Genomic DNA, 21,855 nt, shown 5'->3' on the forward strand with positions numbered 1-21,855 from the left:
ACCCGTACCCGCGAAGCCCTCTGGACCACCATCGGGCGCCTGCTCGACACCTTCACCCAAGCCGAGTGCAGAAACTACCTCGCCAACTCAGGATACGCGTCCGAGTAAGCTGGAAATGCTCTAAATCGCCCAAGTCCCAAACTTCGGAGACAAACGGCTCTCCGGAGAGAGAAAACGGCGCTCGTTCCACCTTCGAAGTATCTAGGTGCACGCCAGAAATGTAGGGAAGACACACGGAAAAGCGCGATCCCAATCCATCCAGAGAAAAGTTCTTCTGGAGAAGATTGGAGCGGGCGAAGGGATTCGAACCCTCGACCCCGACCTTGGCAAGGTCGTGCTCTACCCCTGAGCTACGCCCGCGCTCCGTGCGTGGCGGGCGTATGACACGGGCCACGGGGCCTTGCAACCCCCTCCGCCGTTCGTCTCGCACCAGCAACGCCCTGCCTCACCTCCCAGCGACCAAGGGTCCACCCACCCTGGCCCTCCTCCCGCCGCCGCATGTAGGCTCGATCCCATGATCCCTGCCGAAGACCGCGCCGAGGGCGGTGGGCCGCCCGCCAGGGTCCGGCGCCGCCACGTCTTCTACGTCCCGGGTTACGACCCTCGCAGCCCGCGCACCTACTTCCTCCTTTTCTCCCGCGAGCTGCGGAAGTTCGCCGCCCTCCACGGCATCGCCGCCCGCATGCGCGCGGGAAAGGAAGACCCCTCCACCCACTGGCACATCGCCGCGGACTGGCCTGACAGCCCGGTGGAGACGGTGGTGGACTGCCTTTCCTGGCACGAGATCGCCGTGCGCGACTTCGCCGTTCCGAAGTGGCGCGTCGCGCTCCTCAGCCTTCGCGTGCTCGGTGTTGCGATCAGGACCGGCACGGTGGTCCAGATGCTCCGCCTGAACTGGAAGTTCGGGATCTTCTCGCTCTATCCCTGGGCCATGGCCACGCTCTACGCGCTGGCGGCGCTCGGCCTCGTGGCGGCCTTCCTGGCGCTGGCCGCCGCGCTGGGCCTGCATCCCCTGGCGGGGCTGGTTCCGGCCGCCCTCGGCCTCTTCGGCCTGCTGCGACTGACCGAATACCTCGATCGCCGCTTCTACGTCTGGTACCTCATCAACGATTGGATCTTCACCTGGCGCCACCGCACCCACCGGGACCCGCAGGCCGATACGCGGTTCGAGGACTTTGCCCGGCGCGTGGCGGATGCCGCACGGGACCCGACGCTCGATGAGGTGCTGGTCATCGGCCACAGCTCCGGCAGCTTCGTCGCCATCTCCGTGACGGCGCGCGCGCTGGAGCTCCTTGGCGAGGCCGGCCGGGAAGGCCCCCGGCTCAGCCTCATGACCATCGGCGGGAACACCCCGATTGCGGCCGCCGGCCGCCCGGAAACACGCACCCGCCGCGCCATCCGCAACCTGGTGACCGACGACCGGCTGTTCTGGGTGGACTACTTCGCCCCACAGGACGTGCTGAACTTCCCCTGGCTGGACCCGGTCTCCGCCTTCCGCCTCGACCTCGGCGGCCGGCCTCGCCACAACCCCACGGTGCGCTCCGCCCGCTTCCGGGAGATCTTCTCGGCCGAGCGCTACGCCGAACTGGCCTACCGCTTCTACGAGCTGCACTTCCAGTTCCTGCGCGCCAACGACAGGCACGGCGAGTACGAGTTCTACCGCTTCCTGGCCGGCCCCGAGCCCCTGGAGTCCGTCACGCGTGAACCTGGCTGAGACCACGCCTCCCCGCTACCGCCCCCCTGCGCCGGTTCCCTCGGGCAATCTCGGCACCTTCCTCAAGGTGCTGCTGAGCCGGGACGCCAACCTCCTCACCGCCCTGCCGCGCCGCGTCTTCGACGTCCTCATGGGCGAGCGCGTCATCGGCGACCGCCGCCTCTACATCATCAATCACCCGGAAACGGCGCGCGAGGTGATGGTGGAGCGCGCGGCGAACTACCCCAAGGCCGCCGTCTTCGTGGACGCGCTCTCCCCCCTCGTCGGGGACGGCGTCTTCGTCGCCAACGGCAGCAGCTGGCGTCGCCAGCGCGACATGATCCGCCCGGCCATGTCAGGAATCGCCCTCTCCCGGGCATATCCCCACATGGGCGCGGCGGTGGCGGACTGCGTCGCCCGCGTCGCGGCCCAGGCCCGGGCGGGCAAGCCCTTTGCGCTGGACGCGGAGCTCAGCCACGTCACCGCCGACGTCGTCTTCCGCACCATCTTCTCCGAGCCGATCGAGGCGGAGGAGGCGATGACCGTCTTCGAGGCTTTCGCCCGCTTCCAGGTCCTGTCGGACCAGCTCGCCCCCTGGAAGCTCCTCTACTCCGGCAGGCCGCCCACCCCGCCCCAGGCCGCCGGCTTCCGCGCCGCCTGCGCCGCCATCCGCGGCACGCTCGGCCGCATGGTGGACCGCCGCCTGGCCTCGGGCGCCGCGGCCGGGCGTGACATCGCCGACGCCCTGATCGGTGCCACCGACCCGGAAACCGGCCGCGCCTTCACGCGGGAAGAACTCGTGGACCAGATCGCCGTCTTCTTCCTCGCGGGCCACGAGACCACGGCCAGCATGCTCACCTGGGCCCTCGTCATCCTCGCCAACCTGCCCGGCGCCACGGCGCGCATCAGGGCTGAGGCGGACGCGCTGGGGCAGGGGGAACCCAGCCTGGAAGCGCTGCAGGCCGGCCTGCCCTACACGAAGCGCGTCCTGCGCGAGGTGCTGCGCCTCTACCCGCCCGTCGGCTTTCTCGTCCGCTCACCCCTTGCCCCGGACAAGGTCCGCCGCTGGACCCTGCAGCCCGGCGACCTCGTCGTCGTCTCCCCCTGGGTGATCCACCGCCACCGCGGCTTCTGGAAGGATCCCGACCTCTTCGACCCTGACCGTTTCCTGCCGGAGCGCGCGGCCGACATCCCGAAGGACGCCTACATCCCCTTCGGCCTCGGCCCGCGCATCTGCCCCGGCGCGGCCTTCGCCACGGTGGAAAGCACCCTCCTCCTCGCCCGGTTGATGGGGAACTTTGACATCACCCCCGTCTCCCCGGCCAGCATCCAACCCAGCGCCCGGCTGACCATCCGCCCGAACGGCACCGTCCTCTGTCAGGCACGGGCGCGCGGGTAGGGGACATCCTTCACTTCCGGTCTGTCCCGGGGAGAGGACGAAGGAATTCGTCCTCTCCCCGGACCCCTCACCATCATCTTCTTCTAGCGGTTGGTCCTGTTTTGCTGACGGTGCGCCTCGGGTCCACGACCCGAGGCGACTGCAAGGGCAGGATCAATCCCCTCACGCCGAAACCCCATGTCAGGACGGCGCAGGCGGCAGCCAGACGGGGATCCAAGGGCCTCAGGCCCTTAGCGGAGGTTCCAGGGGGCGGCGCCCCCTGGTTCCGGACCGATGAGGACACAGGGCACAACGAAATCAACGCTCTCTCGCGCACGACTTGCCCAGGCGCCACATGATCCGCATCTAAGGGTAAATCACTCCGGACAGGCGTCAGTCACCATGGATTCCCTTTTCAACCCTGCCCCGGGCGGCGCGGCCGCCGACGACGTCATCAAGGACGGCGACCAGAAGAGCTTCATGCAGGACGTCGTGGCGGCCAGCCGCGAGGTGCCGGTGCTGGTCGACTTCTGGGCCACCTGGTGCGGCCCCTGCAAGCAGCTCACCCCCACGCTGGAGAAGGTGGTCCGCGCCGCCGGCGGCCGGGTGCGGCTGGTGAAGATCGACATCGACGCCAACCGCGCCCTGGTGCAGCAGCTGTCGCAGCTCGGCCTGCCGCTGCAGTCCGTGCCCACGGTGGCCGCCTTCTGGCAGGGCCAGATCGCCGACATCTTCCAGGGCGCGCTGCCCGAGAGCGAGGTGAAGAAATTCATCGAGAACCTGCTGAAGATGGCCGGCGGGCAGATGCCCTCCGCCGACCTCCTGGCCGAGGCGAAGCAGGCGGTGGAGGAGGGCGACTTCCAGGGCGCCCTGGAGCTCTTCGGCGCCCTGGCCCAGCAGGAGCCGGAGAACGCCGCCGCCATGGCCGGCGTCGCCCGCTGCCTGATGGAACTGGGTGAGGAGGACCAAGCGGAGCAGGTGCTGGAGAGCCTGCCGCCGAAGCTGCGCGACCACGCGGAGGTCGTCGCCGTCCGTTCTTCGCTGGAACTTGCGAAGGCCGGGCGCGAGGCGCGCGGCAAGCTGGCGGAGTACGAAGCCCGCCTAGCCGCCGACCCGAACGATCACGAGGCGCGGATCGACCTCGCCGTCGCCCTCAACGCCGCCGGGGACCGCACGGCCGCGGCCGACGCCCTGCTGGATGCCTTCAAGCGCGACCGCGCCTGGAACGACGGGGCTGCCCGCAAGCAGCTGCTGAAGTTCTTCGAGGCCTGGGGCTTCGAGGACCCGGCCACGAAGGCCGGGCGCCGCAAGCTCTCCTCCATGCTGTTCAGCTGAGGTGGAACCGGGGGAGGGCGCCCGTCCTCCCCCTTCCCGATGCCCATCAGGAGTTCCCGGACATGCCCTTTCACCCCCGGGACCTCGGCGCCCTGCCGGCTGAGATCGCGATCTTTCCCCTTCCCGGAGCCCTCCTCCTGCCCGGGGGACGGCTGCCGCTGAACATCTTCGAGCCGCGCTACCTGGCGATGATGGAGGCGAGCCTCTCCAGCGGCCGCTGCCTCGGCATGATCCAGCCGGACCCGCAGGCGCCCCCCGGCCCCACCGGCCCCGCCCTCTACCGGGTGGGCTGCCTCGGCCGCATCTCCTCCTTCGCGGAGACAGAGGACGGGCGCCTGCTGATCAGCCTCACCGGCCTTGCCCGTTTCCACGTGGCGGAGGAGTTGCCGATGCGAGACGGCTACCGCCGCATCCGGCCGGACTACGCCCCCTTCGCCGCCGACCTGGCCCGGCCCGCCCCTTCGCCCGTGCTGGACCGCACGACGATGCTCGGCCTCCTGCGGGCCTATTTCCGCGCCAAGGGAATCGATGCGAACTGGGAGGCGATCGAAGGGATGGAGGACGGCCCCCTCGTCGCGACCCTCGCGATGGTCTGCCCCTTCGAGCCGGTGGAGAAGCAGGCCCTGCTGGAGGCGGCCGACCCCACTGCCCTGGCCGAGACGCTGGCCGCGATGCTGCGGATGGACAGCCTGCCCGGTCCGGGCCAAGACATGCGCCCGAGTTGAGGCGCCCAGGTCCGGGCGCCCGTGCCGAGGACTTCCCCATGAGCCAGACGACGCCGCCCGCCGGCGATGCCAACACCGTGACGGTCGATCCCCGCCTGCTGGAGATCCTCGTCTGCCCCGTCACCAAGGGCCCGCTGCGCTACGACCGCGCCGCCGGGGAGTTGGTGAGCGAGGGCGCGGGCCTCGCCTATCCCATCCGTGACGGCATCCCCATCATGCTGCCGGACGAGGCGCGCCGCCTGTAGGAGCGTGCCAACCCCCACCGAAATCCGGCTGAACCGCGCCGAGCGCCGCCTGGAGGTGGCCTTCGACGACGGCAGCCGCTTCGGCCTGCCCGCCGAGTACCTGCGGGTGGAGAGCCCCTCCGCCGAGGTGCAGGGCCACGGCCCCGGGCAGAAGAACCTCGTCCACGGCAAGCGGGAGGTCGCGATCATCGGGATCGAGCCGGTGGGGAACTACGCCGTCCGCCTGACCTTCGACGACCTGCACGACACCGGCATCTACAGTTGGGAAACGCTGCACCGCCTGGGCCGGGAATACGACACCCTCTGGCCCGCCTATCTTGCCGCGCTGGAGGAGAAGGGGCTGTCCCGCGACCTGCGCGGCCGTGCTGCCCCCAAGACCACCCGGTAGTGCCGCCGCAACTCCAATCCGCAATTGGCCTAGCTTCTCTGCTGGTCCTCGCCTGGGCCTGCGGCGGCTTCCGGCGCCCGCTGCCCTGGCGCGCCGTCCTCGCCGGGGTGTCCCTCCAGCTCGCCCTCGCTGCCGCCCTGCTGCACATTCCCCCGCTGCGCGCCGGCTTCGCCCTGGTCGGCGACGCGGTGAATGCGCTGGCGCAGGCCACGCGGGCCGGCACCAGCCTCGTCTTCGGCTATCTCGGCGGCGGGCCACTGCCCTTCGCCGAGACCCAGCCCGGCGGAAGCTTCGTCCTGTTCTTCCAGGCCCTGCCGATCGTCCTGCTCGTCGGCGCCCTCTCCGCGCTGCTCTACCACTGGCGGGTGCTGCCGGCCCTGGTGCGCGTGATGTCCCGCGCGCTCCGCGCCGCATTCGGAGTCTCCGGCGCCTGCGGCGTCTCGGTCGCCGCCAACGTCTTCACCGGCATGGTGGAGGCCACCCTCTTCATCCGCCCCTGGCTCGCCACCCTCTCGCGCTCCGAGCTCCTGGTGGTGATGACGGCGGGCCTGGCCACCATCTCCGGCAACATGCTGGTGGTCTACGCCGCCATGCTCGCCAATGCCGTGCCGGACGCCGCCGGCCAGCTCCTCGCCGCCTCCCTCGTCTCCGCCCCCGCCGCCATCCTCGCCGCCCGCCTCATGCGGCCCGAGGCCGCGGCCCCCGAGGCCGCCGACATCGAGGCCCCACCCCTCTACGACAGCAGCATGGACGCCCTCACCCGAGGCACCGCGGACGGCCTCTCGCTCCTGCTGAACATCATGGCCGGCCTGATCGTCTTCGTGGCCCTGGTGGCGCTCGTGAACATGATTCTCCAGCCCCTCACAGGCACCACCCTGGAAGCGATCGCCGGCACCCTCCTCTGGCCCCTGGCCTGGGCCATGGGGATCGCGCCGGAAGACGCCACCGCCGCCGCCCGCCTGCTCGGCATCCGCGGCGTGGTGAACGAGTTCGTCGCCTACCTCGACATGGCCGGCCCCAACGGCGCCGCCCTGGCCCCCCGCACAAAGCTCATCCTCTCCTGGGCCCTCTGCGGCTTCGCCAACTTCGCGAGCGTCGGGATCATGGTCTCCGGCATGGGCGCCCTCTGCCCCGAACGCCGGGCGGAGATCGTCCGCCTCGGCCTGCCCGCGCTCCTCGCGGCCACCATCGCCTGCTGCATGACCGGCGCGACGGTGGGGCTGCTCTCGCCCTGATCCATTGGCACTTGTGGCCCAGTATCGTGGCGGCGCGGCCTGCCGTGTCAGTCGCCTGAGGTCACCGACCTCAGGCGCGCCGCCGAGCGATCATCCCGCGGCAGCCCGATTGAAAAAGATGAGAAGGGGTCAGGGAGGAGAGAATTCTTTCTCTATCCCTGGTTCAGGCCAGCGCCTGGAACGCCGGCGCGGCGATCTGCCGGGCCTTCTCCACCTTCGCCGGGTCGAGCCCCATTGCGTCCACCACCGCCTCGGCGCGTTCGGCCACCGGATCGTCCGGCCCCAGCCCGAAGCCTTCGAGGATCGAGGACAGCCGCAGGCGAGCCTCGCGCCGCGGACGGTCCTTCACCACCTCCTCCAGCAGCGGAAGCAGCGCATCGACATAGGCCCGGGAGGAGTGGCGGGTCCGCGCCACCTCCTGGCCGCGCGCGCCCAGGGCGGCCGCTTCCGCGGGCTGCGCCTGCACCCATTCCAGGTGCCGCATCGCGTCCAGCGCTTCCTCCTCCGGCCGGCAGGGGAGCACGGCATCGCCGGGGATCTCGGCGTAGGAGCCGTGGTTCGTCACCAGCGTCGGCCGCCCGGAGGCGAGGGCGAGGATGACCGAGGCCGAGGCCCCCTCCAGCACCGGGTTGCGGAGGCAGGCGATGGCGTCCACGTCGCGCAACTGCCAGCGCAGGTCCTCGTCGCTCACCCAGCCCGTGAACTCCGGCGGTTCCACGCCGAGCAGCCTGGCAAGGCCCGTCAGCCGCGCCCGCTCCGCCGGATCCGCCGCGCCGATGACCCGCAGCCGGCAGCGCCCGCGCAGGCTCCCCGAGGCGCCGATGGCCATGAGGATCTGGTCGAGCTGCCGGTTGGGGTTGGCGTGGCCGATGGCCGCCACCGTTATCCGGTTCCAGGCGGTCGGCAGCGGAGGCAGGTCCGGCACCTCGAAGGCCAGCGGGATGGTGGCGGTCGGGCCGGGGCAGGCGGCCGCCAGGCGCGGCGCGTAGTGCCGGGCATGGGCCACAGCCCCGGCGCAGCGGCGGGCCAGCCACTCCAGCATCGGGCGGCGCCGGGCCATCTCCTCCATGTCTGCCCAGTAGGGCTCGCCCTCGCGCAGCCCCTCAGGCCCGTACAGCGCCCGGGGTACGCTGGTCAGCAACTCCGGCCGGCCGGTGCGGTGGGCGTGGCCGGCGAAGAGGTTGGCGATGAAGGCGTCGTGGAACACGCCCACGGTCATCATCGGGTTGATCCGGCGCAGCAGGGCGCCGTGGAAGTCGTGGTTGTCCCCGATCTGCCCGACCACGACGTCGAAGCCCTGCTCGATCGTGGCATCGCCCACCAGGTCCATCGCGTGCACGTCGCAGGGCGCCGGGCGCGGCGGCAGGGCCAGGGCCTCCCCGGCCTCCGTCCGCAGCACCGTCACGGCGTGCCCGCGGGAGATCAGCTCCTCCACCACGCCCTGACCAAAGGCGGCGATGGCGGAGCGCTCGTTCCAGGGCCCCGCCCAGGCAATCCGAAGCGGCCTCACGCGACAAGCCTCTCGATGGTGGTGGGCCAGTCCAGCCCCGCATCCTCCATGGCACCGCGCCCGGCGCGGCCGTAGCGCCGGCTGAGCGCCGGATCGGCCACCAGCCCCGCCATGGCCTCGGCCAGATCCTGGGGATCGGGCGGCACGATGCGGCCGTTGTCCCGGTCCCGCACGATGTCCAGCACGCCGCCGGAATCGGTCACGGTGATCACGGGCTTGGCGGCCTGGAAAGCTTCCATGGTGCAGTAGCCCAGGCTGTCCTCGTCATAGGGCAGGTAGGCCACGGCGAGCGCGCCGTTCACCAGCCGCGCCAGCTCCGCGCGGGGCAGGAAGCGCAGGTCCAGCGTCACCCGGTCCTCCACCCCTTCCTCCGCGGCAAGGCGGCGCAAGGCCTCCTCATCCGCCGGCGTGTCGGGCGGGCCGGCCACCACCAGCCGCACGTCCGGGGCATGGCGCAGTGCGCGCACCAGCAGGGCTTGCCGTTTGCCCGCGTTCACCCGTCCGGTTGCGAGGATGTACCCCTCCGCCTCGCCGCCCGTGAACAGCTCCGGGTCGTTCAGCGGCGGGCGCAGCACGCTGCTGTCGAAGCCGTTGTACTGCTTCAAACGGCGGGAGGTGATGGGCGCGTTGGTGTGAATGCGCCTGGACTCGCGGAAGGCCTGCGCGTCGCCGGCGCGGATCGCCGCCAGGATCTCCCGCCCGCGCGGGGTGTCTGGGATGTTGCTCTGCCCGGCATCCAGCAGGTCGTAGGCCTGGCGGTACTGGTGCAGCACCCACAGCACCTTGTCGTGCCAGGGCACCATGTAGGCCGGGAACTTCAGGGCGATCAGCCGGTCGATGTTGGTCACGCGGATCTGCCGGGCGATCAGCATCTCCTCGATCAGGCCCTCGGCCGGGTCCCAGGTGAAGGGAAGCTTCATCCCCTCCGCATCGTGCCCCTGCCGGCGCAGGTTGAGCACGAGGTGGTCGAACAGCTCCTCCGCGCCCCCGTGCACGAAGGGCACCATGGTGCTGAGCACGAGCACCTTCATGCCAGCAGCCTCTCGATCGTGGTGTCCCAGTCGATGCCCAGCTCCGCCACATGCTCCCGCGCGGCGGCGCCCAGGCGCGCGGCCAGGGCCCGGTCGGCGTGCAGCCGATCGAAGGCGGCGCCGATGGCCGCCGGGTCCGGTTCCGTCATCAGCCCGGTCACGCCATCCCTCACGAACTCCGCGACGCCGCCGGAATCGGAGACGGTCACGGTGCAGCGCGCGGCATGGGCCGCCTCGATGGTCGGGTAGCCGTAGCTGTCCTCGTCGAAGGGCAGGTAGGCGGAGGCGAGGGCATTCTTCAGCCGCTCGGCCTTCTCCTCCTCGGAAATCCAGCGCTCCTCGATCGTCACGCGGTCCGCGACGCCCAGCGCCCGCGCCCGCTCGCGCATCCCCTGCACGTGGGACGTGTCCATGGAGACGCCGCAGAGGCGGAGCCGCACGGCCGTGCGCGTGTGCCCCATCGCCTCCACCATCAGGTGCTGGCGCTTGTGGTGCTCCATGCGGCAGACCGAGACGATCTCGTCCCCATAGGTGCCGGAGACGAACATCTCAGGCCGCAGGATGGGCGGGTAGAGCACCTCGCTCTCCAGCCCGTTGAAGCGCCGCAGCCGCTCCCCGACAACGCGTGAGTTGGTGAACAGGTGCCGCGCCTCGGAGAGGCACTCGGTGTCCGCCGCGATGATGGAATCGCGCAGCGCCAAGCCGGCGGCGTTGGCCGCGATCGGGCGGTAGGGCGTGTCCCACAGGTCGTAGAAGCCGCGGATGTGGTGGATGAACCACGCCACCTTGCGCGGGTGGCGCACCGCATGGGCGGGCGGGCGGATGGTGATGACCTGCTCGAAGTAGTGCTCCAGCTTCATCATCCGCAACGCCGCCATCTGCGACAGGATCTCGTCCGGCCGCTCGACGAAGGGCAGGTACACGATCTCCACCTGATGCCCGCGCTCGACGAGCTTCTCCTTCAGCCAGTCCACGATGAAGCGCCCGCCGCCATACACCAGCGGCACGGCGGTGGAGACGATGCCGATCTTCACGCGCGCTGGCCCCGCTCAGGCCAGCCGCAGCGCGGGATAAGCCTCGACCGGCTGGCGCAGCATCAGCAGGTTGGCCGTCGTCACGGCGGCCAGGGCCGAAACCGGCCGCGCCGGCTGCACGGCGCCCGTCGCCTCGTCCACCTCATAGGCCGTGAAGCCGGCCCCGGTGAACATCGCCATCCACTCCGCCGGCGAGACTCCGGCGCGGCGCAGGTGCTCCGGCCCGAACTCCGCCAGCGCCGCCATCCCCGGGTTCTCCGAGAGGATGCGCCCCATGCCCCGCCACACCTCGGGCTCGAAGCCCTCCACGTCGATCTTGGCGAGGTGGACGCGCGTGCCCGGCGGCACCAGCTCGTCCATCGGCCGAACCTCCACCGTCTCGCTCCCCTCCGATCCCGGCAGGGCGAGCAGGGAGGAGTGGCCGGAGGTGACGCCGATGTTCAGCTCCGCCGTGCCCCGCGCCGCACCGGCCGCGCAGCGGTGCAGCGTCACGATCCCGTCCAGCCCGTTCGTCACCAGGCTCCGCCGCAGCAGCTCCGCCAAGCGGGCCGTGGGCTCCACGGCGATCACCCGGCCCCCGGGGCCGACGCAGCGGGCGGCGGGCAGCACCGTCAGCCCGACATTCGCGCCCACGTCCAGGACCGTGTCGCCCTCCCGCAGCACGGCTTGCATCACCGCCACCGTGCCCGGCTCCAGCCGTCCGCCGCTCTCGTGCATGGCGGCCACCAGCGGCGCGTCCTCCGCGGGGATGAGGAGGAAGCCCTCGGGCAGGCGCATGAGGAGGGCGTCGCCGGCGGGAATGGCCACCCGCGACAGCAGCGGCTCCGTCCGGTCCCGGACGAGGCCGTAGAGGAGGTCGGTGCGGCTCTGCAGCTGCTCGAGCAGCGCGTCCGCCCGGCCGCCGGTCTGCGCCGTCAGCCGCTCCTCGGTGGAGGCCAGGGCCCCGGTCACGGCCCCGGTGATGGCCCCGGCGATCGCATCCTGCCGCGGCCCCTGCTCAAGGCGGAGCGCGTCGATGCCGAGCTGCAGTGCCTGCATGCGCAGCCCCAGCCGGTCCACCGCCCGCTCGAACATCGCCGTCTCGGCCCGAAGGTGCTCCTCCACCCGCTCGACCCGCCCCGCGAGGTCGTCCAGCCGCGAAGGCAGCGGATCCAGGCGGTCCGAGAGGGCCTGCAGAGGCCGCGTCAGCGCGTGCACGGCCGCCGTGACCGTGGCGGCAACCCCGCCGTTGATCCGGGCCTCGAGATCGGCATCCTCCACCGCCTGCCGCACCCGCAGCTGGAATCGGTTCAGGAAGGGCAGGGCGAAGGGGCGCAGCCCGCGCAGCGCAACCCGGCCGGCACGCCTGTGAATGGGACGAGAGGGCTGGTTGTCAGACACGCGTGGCCCCCGGACTGCCTTGAGAGATCGGCGCCAGGCGCCGCCGCGCCTTCATAACGATAACACGGAAGGCGGCAAGCCGGGGGCGGCTCAGGCCGGGCGACGTGCCCGCGTCATGCCGGGCGGCGTGCCCGCAAAGCCGCGGCCAGGGTGCCGTCGTCGAGCACGTCCAGCGCCCCGCCCATCGGCACGCCCTGGGCAAGCCGGGTGACGGGCACGGAAAGCGGCCGCAGCCGGTCCGCCAGATAGTGGCCGGTGGAGGCCCCCTCCACCGTCGCCGGCAGGGCGAGGATCACCTCCTCGACCCCCTCTTTCGCCACCCGCTCCACCAGCGGCTGGATCGAAAGATCCTCCGGCGACACGCCGCCGAGCGCCGAGAGGGTGCCGCCCAGCACGTGGTACAGCCCACGATGCGCCCCCGCCCGCTCCAGCGCCCAGAGGTCGGAAACCCCCTCCACCACGCAGACCAGCCCGCGCTCCCGCCGGGGATCGCGGCAGATGCCGCAAGGGTCGCGCGAGTCGAGGTTGCCGCAGACCCGGCAAGGGCTCACCGCCTCCGCCGCCGCATCCAGCGCGCGGGAGAGGGGACGCATCAGCCGCTCCGGGTCCTGCAGCATCCGCAGCGCCGCCCGACGGGCGGAACGCCGCCCGAGGCCGGGAATCCGCGCCAGCAGGGCAACCAGCTGCTCCACCGGATCATTCGGCGGAACCGGATCCTGGCGCATCGTGGAAGGGTCGAACGGCATGCGTGCCATATGGTGACGATCCCCTTCCGGCGCATCGGACGGCGCTTGCGGACCAGGGAGAGGAAGAAGGAATTCTTCCTCTCCCCGGACCCCTCACCATCATCTTCTTCTGGGCTTTGGTTCGGCTGACGGTGCGCCTCGGGTCGACGACCCAAGGCGACTGCAAGGCAGGATCAGGTTCCCCATACCGAAACCCCGTGTCAGTCCAGCGCGGCGGCAGCGGGACGGGCCCCAGGGGGCGCCGCCCCCTGGGGCCCCCCGCGATCAGAACGGCAGCTTGAACCCGCCCAGCCCGCCGCCCATGCCGGGAATGTTGAGGCCGGAGGTGGCCTTGGACATCTCCTCGGCCATCATCGCCTCCACCTTCTGCTTGGCGTCGGCGTGGGCGGCGATGATCAGGTCCTCCAGCACCTCGCGCTCCTCCGCAACCATCAGGGAGGGGTCGATGGCAAGGCCCTTGAGGTCGCCCTTGCCGGAGAGGGTGACCTTCACCATGCCGGCGCCGGCCTGGCCCTCCATCGTGGCGGCCTCCAGCTTAGCCTGCATCTCCTGCATCTTCGACTGCATCTGCTGAGCCTGCTTCAGCATGTTGCCCAGGTTCTTCATGCGGCGGTCCTCACGTCAGGGGTTCAGGGAAGGGCGATGGCCCAGGCCTCAGGGCCTGTCCATCCCCGCGGGCTCGGCGTCGAGCGGCGCGAAGCCGAAATCCTCGTCGTCCATCGGGTCAATCGGCGGCTCGACGGGGTCGAACCCGCGCTCCTCCATCGCCGGTTCCGCCCCTTCCTCCGCCGGGGTGGGCGGGGGCAGGCCGTAGTAATCGAGGGACTCATCGCGCACCTGGCGGATCTGGGCCCCGGGGAAGGTCGTGAGGACGGCCCGCACGAGGGGGTGCTCCGCCGCCACACCGAAGCGATCGACCTCGGCCCTCTTGCCCTGCTCGTTGATGGTGGGTTCCCCCACCTCGTTCGAGAGGACGATGGTCCAGCGCTGCCCCGTCCGTTCCGCCAGAAGGGCGGTGAGCTGCGCCGCCAGGTCGCGCGGCGCCTTGGCGGTCGGGCGCAACTCGATCCGGCCACCCTCCGGGGTCAGCGCGAAGCGGACGAGATGAACGAAGGACTTCAGCTCGGCGTGCAGGCCCGGCCTGACATCGATGGCGAGGGCCACCACCTCCCGGAATGTGGTCGGGCGGGCGAGGGGGACGGCCTCCGTCTCCGGCTCGGTCGCCACGGCCATCGCCGCGCCGCCACCGCCGCCGGCAATGGCGCGGAACCCGCCGGGCGGGCCGCCGGCCGCAACGGGCATGCCCACGGCCTCCACCCCGCCGCCCGGGCCACCGGACGGCGCACCGCCACCACCGCCGCCACCGCGCGGCGGGGGCGGGCTGGCGCCGGAGAGGCGGCGCACGATGTCGCCGGGGGTGGGCATCTCGGCCAAGTGCGCCAGGCGGATCAGCACCATCTCCGCCGCCGCGCGCCGGTCCGGGCTCTCCGCTACCTCGTTGATGCCTTTCAGCAGCACCTGCCAGGCACGGCCGAGCACGGGGATGGTCAGCGTCTCCGCCAGCGCCGCCCCGCGGGTGCGCTCGGCTTCCGGCACGGAGGGGTCGTTCTTCAGCGCCGGTACCGCCCGGAAGCGCGTCAGGGTGTGGGTCAGCTCCGCCATGTCGGCCAGCACCACGCCGGGATCCGCGCCGCGCTCATGCGCGCGGTCCATGGTGGCGAGCACGGCGGGAAGATCGCCCTTCATGGCGGCCTCCATCAGGTCCATCACCAGGGCGCGGTCCGCCAGCCCCAGCATCTCCCGCACCGCCTCGGCCGTCACGCCGTGCCCGTCCTCGGACGGCATGGCGATGGCTTGGTCGAGCAGGGAGAGGCCGTCGCGCACCGATCCATCGGCCGCGCGGGCGACCATGGCGATCGCCTCCGGCTCCACCACCGCGCCCTCCGCCTCCGCGATCCGGGTGAAATGGGCGCGCAGCGTCTCCTGCGGCACGCGCTTCAGGTCGAAGCGCTGGCAGCGGGAGAGGATGGTGGCCGGAACCTTCCGGATCTCCGTGGTCGCGAAGAGGAACTTCACCTGCGGCGGCGGTTCCTCCAGCGTCTTCAGCAGCGCGTTGAAGGCCGCGCCGGAGAGCATGTGGACCTCGTCCAGGATATAGACCTTGAAGCGCCCCTGGCTCGGCCGGAAGCGCACTGCCTCCCGGATCTCCCGCACGTTGTCCACGCTGTTGTTGGAGGCCGCGTCCAGCTCCACCACGTCCGGGTGCCGGTCCGCCAGGATGGCGCGGCACTCCGGGCAGACCCCGCAGGGATCGGCCGTCGGCCCGCCATTCCCATCCGGCCCGATGCAGTTCAGCGCGCGGGCGATGATGCGGGCCGTGGTGGTCTTTCCCACCCCGCGCACGCCGGTGAGCATGAAGGCATGCGCCACGCGGTTCTGCGCGAAGGCGTTCCGCAGGGTCCGCACCAGCGTGTCCTGCCCGATCAGGTCCGCGAAGCTCTTCGGGCGGTACTTGCGCGCCAGCACCCGATAGGGCTGGGCCGGCTCGGCTGGGGCGGGAGAGGGCGCCGGGGTGGGCACCGCTGCGGGAGCAGGGGCAGGAGCGGGCACGGGATCGCCGAACAGGCCGGGCCCCTCCATCGGGGGCTCCGGCAGGTCGTCCGGCGCTTCGGTCGAGAGGTCGGTGTCGCTGGTCATCCGGGCCGCATCATACGCGGCCTGGGCCGCCAGGCATCATACCAAGAGAGGTGGAAGACCGGACCGCGACCCGGGCGGAAACCCGCCTTGGCTGCTTCCTTCCGGACCTGACCAGGTCGACAGGGCGCCCGTCCGCGACCGGCCTTCCGCGGCGGTATATGAGGGGAGACGGCCTCCGGGGCAACGGGGGGCGGCAGGAGATGCGGCTCCAGGCCCGTGTTGCCGGACGCTTTGCCCTGGGGAGCACCGAGTCAGCGCGGATACCTGCCGGATCCGGCGCGGCAGCAGGGTTCCCAGCTGATGCTGCGCTGCAACACGATATTGCCGAGTCGCCGGCGGGCTTCTTTCGGCTTGAGGCGGGGCAGGGACGCGGCTAGTCCCTGCCCAGATTTTGCCATCTTTGCCCAGATAGCGCCATGATGCTCCGTAAGCTCCCCCTGTCTCTCGCCTTTGCCACTCTGGCCGCGCTCGGCCCCGCACCGCCCGCCGCGGCCGATAACGTGGTGCTGGAAGCCGGTGCCCAGACCCGGATCGAGCAGGCGCCAATCCTGCCCGAGCCCGCCTACCACCTGGGCTGGAACAGCGCGGACAAGAGCTTCTGGATCAGCGGCGAGACCCCGAAGCCCACGCGCGACCTCGCGGGCCGGGTCGCCGCAGCCGGCGGGACGGGCACCCTCGGCGCCCGGTACGAGACCTTCCGGGACGGCTCTCTCTCCCTCCTCACCAGCCCGGTCATCCGGGCGGAGGCGAGCTGGGCCGAGGAGGGCCAGCCCCGGCACCTCCTCGGCGGCGCCGTCTTCCAGGAGATGACCCTCGCCCTGCCCGAGGGCCTGAAGCTGCGGGCCAAGGGCGGGTTGGGCGACCCGACCGGCCTTTCCGCCGCGGGGGGTGACAGCCTGCCCAATGGACTGGCCTTCCGGGGCGAGGCCGCGATCTCGGGCGACCTCACCCCCATCGCCGGCCCAGATACGCGCTTCGACCTGCAGGTCGTGTCGACCCGGCCCGTGGCGGGCCTGCGTGACAGCGGCTTCTCCGCTGGCTGCGAGATGAGGCTGGAGCTCAGCCGGAAGGGCGCTGCGCCGCTGGGCATCGGCACCTCCTGCCCCGGGGTGGGCGGGAGCGAGTGGATCACCCTGAACATCGGTGGGCGGTTCTGACGCCCGGGCCCGGCGGATGGACCGCATCCCCGGGCCATGGCAGGTTCCGCCCTCCCATGCTCACCATCCCCGCCAGCCGCCCCAACGCCTATACCGGCTCTCCGCTCGACCGGGTTTCGGACCGGCGGGACGACGCCGATTTCGTCGCGGCCGCCCTGGCCTCGAAGGAAAGCCTCATCGCCCCCGTCTGGCGCTCGAAGAGCCTGCTGCGCGGCGTCGAATCCGGCGCGCCGGAGGCGGTGCTGCTGACGCGGGAGGCGGCGGAGACGGTGCTGATGGCCGGCGGCCCCTGGGCCCTGCTCGGCCTCAACGATGGCACGCCCGTCTTCACGGTGGATTGCAGCGCGGCGGAGGACCCGCTGCCGCTGCTGCCAGAGGGCATGGGCGCCTTCCACGACCTGCGCGCCGTCGCCGGCCTGCTGCCCCCTGGCGAGGCCTCCATGCTCGCCCATGCGCGCGGCCTGATGCACTGGCGCACCCGCCACCGCTTCTGCGGCGTCTGCGGCAACACCTGCGAGCCGCGCAGCGCCGGCAACGCCATGGCCTGCACCCATTGCGGCGCCCAGCACTTTCCGCGCACCGACCCCGCCGTCATCATGCTGGTTGTGAACGGGGACGAGTGCCTGCTCGGCCATTCCACGCGCTTCCCGAACAGCACCATGTACTCCACCCTCGCCGGCTTCGTGGAACCGGGCGAGAGCCTGGAGGAGGCGGTGCGGCGCGAGGTGAAGGAGGAGACGGGCGTGCTCGTCGGTGCCTGCCACTACCACTCCTCCCAGCCCTGGCCCTTCCCCGCCTCCATCATGCTGGGCTTCCACGCGGAGGCACTGAGCCGCGAGGTCACGATCGACCCGAACGAGCTGCGCGACGCCCGCTGGTTCACGCGGGAGGAGATCCGCAATCCCGAAGCTGCCGGCTTCTCCCTGCCGCGGGTGGATTCCATCGCCCGCCGCCTGATCGAGGACTGGCTGGAGCACACGCCATGACCCGCGCCCTCCTCCTCGCCCCGCTGCTGGTCCTGGCGGCCTGCAGGGCCAACGATCCCCTGCCGCCCCCGGCCAGCGCGGCCGAGGTCGCCTGCCGCAAGGAGGCGCAGGATTCCCCCGCCGTGGACAAGGGCTTCGAGCGGCTGCAGACGCAGAACCCGACCCAGAGCCAGCGCGTGATGAGCGACATCGGCTTCGCCGAGCGCGAGGCCTACCTGCGCTGCCTCCGCCTCAAGGGTCTCGCGGCGCCGGGCGGGGTGCAGCCGGTCCGCCCGCCGCAATGAGGGGCGGGGCGCGGCCGGGCCGGCGTGGCCTCGGCGCCGCGCTCCTCCTCGCCCTCCCCGCCGGTGCCCAGCCGCTTCCGCCTGGTGCGGAGGTCGAGGCGGCCTGGGCCGCCCTCGGCCCTTCCGCGCGCGGCTGGTCCCCCCTCGTCTCGCCCGCTTTCCCTCTCGCCTGGCCGCCGGACGGAACCGCCGCCCTGCGCCGCTACGCCTTCGCCTACCGGCAGCGCCCGGGCTTGGCCGACGGCGTCGAGGTCGCTGCCCCTTGGGCCGCGGCCGAGACGCGCCCCGGCGCCCCGACCCGGATCATCCTCCTCGCCGGGGGGCTCGCCCCGCTCGGCATCCAGGGCGTTCGCCCGCTGCGGCCCGAGGAGATGCGGCTGATCGAGCGCGAGGCGGAGGTGGCCGCTCTTCTCGCCGCCCCGCCCGACAGGGACGGGGCCGCGCTGATCCGCGCCTTCCACTGCAACTGGGCGAGCCGCCAGGGCGTGGTGGCCCGCACCGTCGCGCCTGATCACCCGGACTTCATCGCCTGGCTGGGCTGCGGCTGACGGAGATTCCGCGCGCCGGATTGGCACGCCCCGTGCCAGGATCGGCGGGCTCGCTCCTGGAGACGTTGCCTTGCCCGCTTCCCCGCTCCGCCTCGCCCTGACCGGCGACAGCATCCTCCAGCGTCGCCTTCTCTCGCGCACCGATCCCGTCCTCCGCCCGCTCTTCGACATGATCCGTGGCGCGGACGTGGCCTTCACGAATTTCGAGACGCTTGCCAACGACTTCCGCGGGGATCCCGCCCTCGAATCCGGCGGCTCTCATTTCGGCGCCCCGGCCTGGGTGCTGGACGAGCTGGCGGAGGGCGGCTTCTCTCTCTTTGCCACCGCTACGAACCACGCTCTGGACTACGGCATCTCCGGCCTGCTGCTGACGCTGGAGGCCCTGGACGCGCGCGGCCTGTCCCATGCCGGCCTCGGCCGCAACCTGGAGGAGGCGCGGCGGCCGGTCTTCCACGGCCACCCCAACGGCACCGTGGCGATGCTCGCCTGCTCCGCCACCTTCGCGAAAGGGCAGGAAGCCAGCGCCCAACGGCCGGACATGCCGGGCCGCCCCGGCCTGAACCCGCTGCGCTACGATACGGTGCACGAGGTGCTGCCGGCGCATATGCAGGCGCTGCGCGAGATGGCGGACGGGCTGGGGCTGGAAGCCTTCCGCCAGATGGTCGTGAAGCTCGGCTTCGGCTTCCCGCCGGAGGAAGGGGTCTTCCCCTTCGCCACGCTGAATTTCCGGGAGGCGGAGAAGGTCGCGCAGCGCCAGACCGCGAAGCCCGCGGACATGGACGGCATCGCCCGCTGGGTGCGGGAGGCGCGGCTGACCTCCGATATCGTGCTCGTCTCCTTCCACGCGCACGAGCACGACCCGGCCCTCGGCAAGGAGCATCCGGCCGAGTTCCTGCCCGTCTTCGCCCGCCGCATGATCGACGAGGGCGCGGACCTCGTGGTGGGCCACGGCCCGCACCTCCTGCGCGGCATGGAGGTCTACAAGGGCCGCCCGATCTTCTACTCGCTCGGCAACTTCATCGGGCAGAACGAGCTGGTGCCGCGCCTGCCCAGCGATTCCTACGAGCGCTTCCGCGCGGACCCGGCCCTGACCCCCGGCATGGTCTATCGCCAGCGCACCCGGAACGACGAGGGCGGCTTCCCCTCGGACGGCCGCTACTGGGAGACGGTGGTGCCCTTCCTCACCTTCGAGGAGGGCCGGATGACGGGGATGGAAATCGTCCCCGTCTCCCTCGGCCTCGGCGAGGCGCGCCACCTGCGCGGCCGTCCGCGCCTGGCGGAAGGGGTGCAGGCCCGGGCCATCCTGGAACGCTTCGCCGCCCTGTCCGCCCCCTTCGGCACGCGCCTGCGGCTGGAGGGCGATCGCGCCACCCTCGACCTTTCCCCCGAGCCCGCCCCCATTCGCCAGGAGGAGCCCGCATGAGCGGCCCGACCCTTACCCGCCGCGCCGCCCTCGGCACCGGCGCCGCGCTCCTGGCCGCACCGCGCCTCGCCGCCGCCCAGGGGCGGCGCGTGCTGAAATTCGTGCCGCAGGCCGATCTCGCGGTGCTCGATCCCGTCTTCACCACCGCTGCCGTCACCACCAACCACTCGGCGATGGTCTTCGACTATCTCTACGGCCTGGACGCGAAGTTTCGCCCGCACCCGCAGATGGTGGCCGGCCACACCGTCGAGAATGACGGCCTGACCTGGACCATGACCCTGCGCGAGGGTCTGAAGTTCCACGACGGCGAGCCCGTGCGCGCCCGCGACTGCGTGGCGAGCATCAAGCGCTGGGGCAACCGCGACATGTACGGCCAGGAGGTGATCGCGCGAGCCGACGAGATCAGCGCCCCGGATGACCGCACCATCCGCTTCCGCCTGAAGAAGCCCTTCCCCGGCCTGCACGCCGCGCTCGGCAAGAACGGCGCCTCCGTCTGCCCGATGATGCCGGAGCGCCTCGCCGCGACGGAGGCGACGCGGCAGGTCACGGAAATGGTGGGCAGCGGCCCCTACCGCTTCCTGGCGGATGAGCGCATGGCCGGCGCCCGCGCCGCCTATGCCCGCTTTGAGGGCTACCTCCCCCGCCCGGACGGCACGGCCAGCCGCACCGCCGGCCCCAAGGTCGCCCATTTCGACCGTGTGGAGTGGACGATCATCCCCGACCAGGCCACCGCCGCCTCCGCCCTGCTGGCGGGCGAGGTGGACTGGCTGGAGGTGACGAACAACGACCTCGCCCCGCTGCTGAAGCGCAACCGCGGGCTGAACGTGCATGTGGTCGACGACCTGTTCAGCACGATCATGCGCTTCAACTGGCTGCAGCCGCCCTTCGACAAGCCGGCGATCCGCCGAGCGATCCTCGGCGCCGTCAGCCAAGAAGACTTCATGACCGCCGCCTACGGCACCGACCCCGCGGCCTGGGAAATCGGCGTAGGCTACTTCACCTCGGATTCTCCCATGGCCAGCAAGGTCGGGCTGGAGGCGCTGACGAGCCGCCGCGACCTGGCGAAGGTAAAGCGCGAGTTGCAGGCCGCCGGCTACGCGGGCGAACGGGTCGTCGTCCTGCAGGCCGACGACTATCCCTCGCTGAAGGGTCTCGCCGAGGTCACGGCGGACCTGCTGAAGCAGGTCGGCATGAACGTGGAAGTGCAGAACGGCGACTGGGGCACCATCAGCACCCGCCGCGCCAACCGCGGCCCGCTGGACAAGGGCGGCTGGAGCGTCTTCGTCACCGGCCTCGGCAACACGATCGACCCCGGCGGACACCTCGGCCTGCGCGCCAACGGCGCCCGCGCTTGGTTCGGCTGGCCGGACAGCCCGAAGCTGGAGGAACTGCGCCAGGATTGGATCACCGCCCCGGATCCGGTCGCGCAGGCCGCCCTCTGCGCGGAAATGCAGCGGCAGGCCTTCCAGGACGTGCCCTACATCCCCCTGGGGGAGTACCGCACCCTGACGGCACACAAGAGCGATCTCTCCGGCTTCGCGCCGGGGGCGCCGCTGTTCTATGGGGTGCGGCGTGGGTAACCCGAGGGGAGGGGAGAAGGAATTCTCCCCTTCCCTGGAACCCCACCCCTCCTCTCTTTCTTTCGGGCTGCCGCGGGATGTTCATCTAGCGCTTCGCCTCGGGCCGATGACCCGAGGCGTGGGGAAGGTCCGTCCACGCTGAGCTGAAATCAAAAAGGGCTGCGGCGCCTTCCTGGGGCCACCCGCGCAACCCTCCTCCGTGGCGAACGTTTGGAGAACATACACGAGGAGGATGCCACTATGGCGAAGCAGCCCGAGCAGCACGCGCACAACCCGAAGACCGATCCCGAGCCCGGTTCCAACACCATCAAGGACCCGAGCGACTGGACCACGGGAGACCAACCCATGACCGGGGCTCAGGCCTCCTACCTCAAGACCCTTTCGGAAGAGGCGGGCGAGGAGTTCGACGAGGGTCTGTCCAAGGCCGATGCCTCCAAGCGCATCGACGAGTTGCAGGACAAGACCGGCCGCGGCACCTGA

At 71.5% G+C, this 21,855-nt stretch carries 21 protein-coding genes, 1 tRNA gene, 1 other RNA gene and 1 pseudogene; 15 read left to right on the top strand and 9 right to left on the bottom strand.

Annotated elements, in window-relative coordinates; all coding sequences use genetic code 11:
- Positions 1–108: pseudogene (locus tag J5Y10_RS27895) on the top strand (IS630 family transposase); the annotation flags it as partial.
- Positions 109–285: 177 nt separating this feature from the next.
- Here the strand turns inward: J5Y10_RS27895 and J5Y10_RS14030 are convergent.
- Positions 286–360: transfer RNA gene (locus J5Y10_RS14030), tRNA-Gly, on the bottom strand.
- 154 nt (positions 361–514) lie between these two features.
- Between J5Y10_RS14030 and J5Y10_RS14035 the strand changes: the two genes are divergently transcribed.
- From J5Y10_RS14035 to J5Y10_RS14065, 7 genes are all read left to right on the top strand, one after another.
- Positions 515–1,714, top strand: coding sequence for a hypothetical protein (locus tag J5Y10_RS14035; RefSeq protein ID WP_209374617.1), 1,200 nt, complete (start codon positions 515–517; stop codon positions 1,712–1,714).
- Complete coding sequence (locus J5Y10_RS14040; RefSeq protein ID WP_209374619.1) at positions 1,701–3,092, top strand: cytochrome P450; 1,392 nt, start codon at positions 1,701–1,703, stop codon at positions 3,090–3,092. Before J5Y10_RS14035 ends, J5Y10_RS14040 begins: the two co-directional genes overlap by 14 nt.
- 381 nt (positions 3,093–3,473) lie before the next feature.
- Complete coding sequence (locus J5Y10_RS14045; protein WP_209374621.1) at positions 3,474–4,406, top strand: thioredoxin family protein; 933 nt, start codon at positions 3,474–3,476, stop codon at positions 4,404–4,406.
- A 62-nt stretch (positions 4,407–4,468) separates the two neighbouring features.
- Entirely contained in the window at positions 4,469–5,131 is a 663-nt protein-coding gene (locus tag J5Y10_RS14050; protein WP_209374623.1) for an LON peptidase substrate-binding domain-containing protein, read from the top strand.
- A 38-nt stretch (positions 5,132–5,169) separates the two neighbouring features.
- The gene (locus tag J5Y10_RS14055) at positions 5,170–5,376 is read left to right on the top strand and encodes a Trm112 family protein (RefSeq protein ID WP_209374625.1); all 207 of its coding nucleotides are present in this window, start codon (positions 5,170–5,172) and stop codon (positions 5,374–5,376) included.
- 4 nt (positions 5,377–5,380) lie between these two features.
- Positions 5,381–5,764: a gamma-butyrobetaine hydroxylase family protein gene (locus J5Y10_RS14060; protein ID WP_209374626.1), complete on the top strand. Its 384-nt coding sequence runs from the start codon at positions 5,381–5,383 to the stop codon at positions 5,762–5,764.
- On the top strand, positions 5,764–6,999 hold the full coding sequence (locus J5Y10_RS14065; RefSeq protein ID WP_342452918.1) for a NupC/NupG family nucleoside CNT transporter: 1,236 nt from the start codon (positions 5,764–5,766) through the stop codon (positions 6,997–6,999). The genes J5Y10_RS14060 and J5Y10_RS14065 overlap by 1 nt, the downstream gene beginning before the upstream one ends.
- Before the next feature lie 163 nt (positions 7,000–7,162).
- Here J5Y10_RS14065 and J5Y10_RS28465 read toward each other — a convergent pair whose 3' ends face one another.
- The 8 genes from J5Y10_RS28465 to ffs all read right to left on the bottom strand — a co-directional run bounded on the left by J5Y10_RS28465 (position 7,163) and on the right by ffs (position 15,544).
- Entirely contained in the window at positions 7,163–8,509 is a 1,347-nt protein-coding gene (locus tag J5Y10_RS28465; RefSeq protein WP_209374628.1) for a glycosyltransferase, read from the bottom strand.
- Positions 8,506–9,540, bottom strand: a complete 1,035-nt coding sequence (locus tag J5Y10_RS14075; protein ID WP_209374629.1) for a glycosyltransferase family 4 protein — start codon at positions 9,538–9,540, stop codon at positions 8,506–8,508. Before J5Y10_RS14075 ends, J5Y10_RS28465 begins: the two co-directional genes overlap by 4 nt.
- Positions 9,537–10,574, bottom strand: coding sequence for a glycosyltransferase family 4 protein (locus tag J5Y10_RS28750; RefSeq protein WP_209374630.1), 1,038 nt, complete (start codon positions 10,572–10,574; stop codon positions 9,537–9,539). Before J5Y10_RS28750 ends, J5Y10_RS14075 begins: the two co-directional genes overlap by 4 nt.
- A 15-nt stretch (positions 10,575–10,589) precedes the next feature.
- Positions 10,590–11,954 (bottom strand): FkbM family methyltransferase, encoded by a 1,365-nt coding sequence (locus J5Y10_RS28755; protein ID WP_209374634.1) that lies wholly within the window; start codon positions 11,952–11,954, stop codon positions 10,590–10,592.
- A gap of 113 nt (positions 11,955–12,067) precedes the next feature.
- Entirely contained in the window at positions 12,068–12,700 is a 633-nt protein-coding gene (recR, locus tag J5Y10_RS14090) for a recombination mediator RecR (protein WP_245214733.1), read from the bottom strand.
- A 264-nt stretch (positions 12,701–12,964) separates the two neighbouring features.
- Positions 12,965–13,306 (bottom strand): YbaB/EbfC family nucleoid-associated protein, encoded by a 342-nt coding sequence (locus J5Y10_RS14095; RefSeq protein ID WP_209374636.1) that lies wholly within the window; start codon positions 13,304–13,306, stop codon positions 12,965–12,967.
- Between the two features lie 48 nt (positions 13,307–13,354).
- Positions 13,355–15,397: a DNA polymerase III subunit gamma/tau gene (locus tag J5Y10_RS14100; RefSeq protein WP_209374638.1), complete on the bottom strand. Its 2,043-nt coding sequence runs from the start codon at positions 15,395–15,397 to the stop codon at positions 13,355–13,357.
- Positions 15,398–15,447: 50 nt separating this feature from the next.
- Positions 15,448–15,544: signal recognition particle sRNA small type (gene ffs / locus J5Y10_RS14105), an RNA gene on the bottom strand.
- Between the two features lie 269 nt (positions 15,545–15,813).
- Here ffs and J5Y10_RS14110 point away from each other — a divergent pair.
- The 7 genes from J5Y10_RS14110 (at position 15,814) to J5Y10_RS14140 (ending at position 21,855) form a co-directional block, all read left to right on the top strand.
- Positions 15,814–16,554 carry a hypothetical protein gene (locus J5Y10_RS14110; protein ID WP_209374640.1) on the top strand — a complete coding sequence of 247 codons (741 nt, stop codon included), beginning with the start codon at positions 15,814–15,816 and terminating at the stop codon, positions 16,552–16,554.
- Positions 16,555–16,610: 56 nt separating this feature from the next.
- Complete coding sequence (gene nudC, locus J5Y10_RS14115; RefSeq protein ID WP_209374642.1) at positions 16,611–17,540, top strand: NAD(+) diphosphatase; 930 nt, start codon at positions 16,611–16,613, stop codon at positions 17,538–17,540.
- Entirely contained in the window at positions 17,537–17,824 is a 288-nt protein-coding gene (locus J5Y10_RS14120) for a phosphoribosylamine--glycine ligase (RefSeq protein WP_209374644.1), read from the top strand. Before nudC ends, J5Y10_RS14120 begins: the two co-directional genes overlap by 4 nt.
- A complete protein-coding gene (locus J5Y10_RS14125) occupies positions 17,821–18,372 on the top strand; it encodes a hypothetical protein (protein ID WP_209374646.1) in 552 nt (183 codons plus the stop codon). The genes J5Y10_RS14120 and J5Y10_RS14125 overlap by 4 nt, the downstream gene beginning before the upstream one ends.
- A gap of 70 nt (positions 18,373–18,442) precedes the next feature.
- Positions 18,443–19,795 carry a CapA family protein gene (locus J5Y10_RS14130; protein ID WP_209374648.1) on the top strand — a complete coding sequence of 451 codons (1,353 nt, stop codon included), beginning with the start codon at positions 18,443–18,445 and terminating at the stop codon, positions 19,793–19,795.
- Positions 19,792–21,375, top strand: coding sequence for an ABC transporter substrate-binding protein (locus J5Y10_RS14135; protein ID WP_209374650.1), 1,584 nt, complete (start codon positions 19,792–19,794; stop codon positions 21,373–21,375). Before J5Y10_RS14130 ends, J5Y10_RS14135 begins: the two co-directional genes overlap by 4 nt.
- 240 nt (positions 21,376–21,615) lie before the next feature.
- Complete coding sequence (locus tag J5Y10_RS14140; protein WP_209374652.1) at positions 21,616–21,855, top strand: DUF3072 domain-containing protein; 240 nt, start codon at positions 21,616–21,618, stop codon at positions 21,853–21,855.

The sequence above is a fragment of the Roseomonas indoligenes genome (assembly GCF_017813365.1).
Lineage (GTDB): Bacteria > Pseudomonadota > Alphaproteobacteria > Acetobacterales > Acetobacteraceae > Roseomonas > Roseomonas indoligenes.

Excerpts from the sequence above, each read along its gene's own strand:
- J5Y10_RS14140 (WP_209374652.1), top strand. The coding sequence starts at position 21,616 with ATGGCGAAGCAGCCCGAGCAGCACGCGCACAACCCGAAGACCGATCCC.
- J5Y10_RS14045 (WP_209374621.1), top strand. The coding sequence starts at position 3,474 with ATGGATTCCCTTTTCAACCCTGCCCCGGGCGGCGCGGCCGCCGACGAC.
- J5Y10_RS14095 (WP_209374636.1), bottom strand. The coding sequence starts at position 13,306 with ATGAAGAACCTGGGCAACATGCTGAAGCAGGCTCAGCAGATGCAGTCG.
- J5Y10_RS14135 (WP_209374650.1), top strand. The coding sequence starts at position 19,792 with ATGAGCGGCCCGACCCTTACCCGCCGCGCCGCCCTCGGCACCGGCGCC.
- J5Y10_RS14110 (WP_209374640.1), top strand. The coding sequence starts at position 15,814 with ATGATGCTCCGTAAGCTCCCCCTGTCTCTCGCCTTTGCCACTCTGGCC.
- J5Y10_RS14120 (WP_209374644.1), top strand. The coding sequence starts at position 17,537 with ATGACCCGCGCCCTCCTCCTCGCCCCGCTGCTGGTCCTGGCGGCCTGC.
- nudC (WP_209374642.1), top strand. The coding sequence starts at position 16,611 with ATGCTCACCATCCCCGCCAGCCGCCCCAACGCCTATACCGGCTCTCCG.
- J5Y10_RS14075 (WP_209374629.1), bottom strand. The coding sequence starts at position 9,540 with ATGAAGGTGCTCGTGCTCAGCACCATGGTGCCCTTCGTGCACGGGGGC.
- J5Y10_RS14035 (WP_209374617.1), top strand. The coding sequence starts at position 515 with ATGATCCCTGCCGAAGACCGCGCCGAGGGCGGTGGGCCGCCCGCCAGG.
- recR (WP_245214733.1), bottom strand. The coding sequence starts at position 12,700 with ATGCCGTTCGACCCTTCCACGATGCGCCAGGATCCGGTTCCGCCGAAT.
- J5Y10_RS14050 (WP_209374623.1), top strand. The coding sequence starts at position 4,469 with ATGCCCTTTCACCCCCGGGACCTCGGCGCCCTGCCGGCTGAGATCGCG.
- J5Y10_RS14100 (WP_209374638.1), bottom strand. The coding sequence starts at position 15,397 with ATGACCAGCGACACCGACCTCTCGACCGAAGCGCCGGACGACCTGCCG.
- J5Y10_RS14125 (WP_209374646.1), top strand. The coding sequence starts at position 17,821 with ATGAGGGGCGGGGCGCGGCCGGGCCGGCGTGGCCTCGGCGCCGCGCTC.
- J5Y10_RS14055 (WP_209374625.1), top strand. The coding sequence starts at position 5,170 with ATGAGCCAGACGACGCCGCCCGCCGGCGATGCCAACACCGTGACGGTC.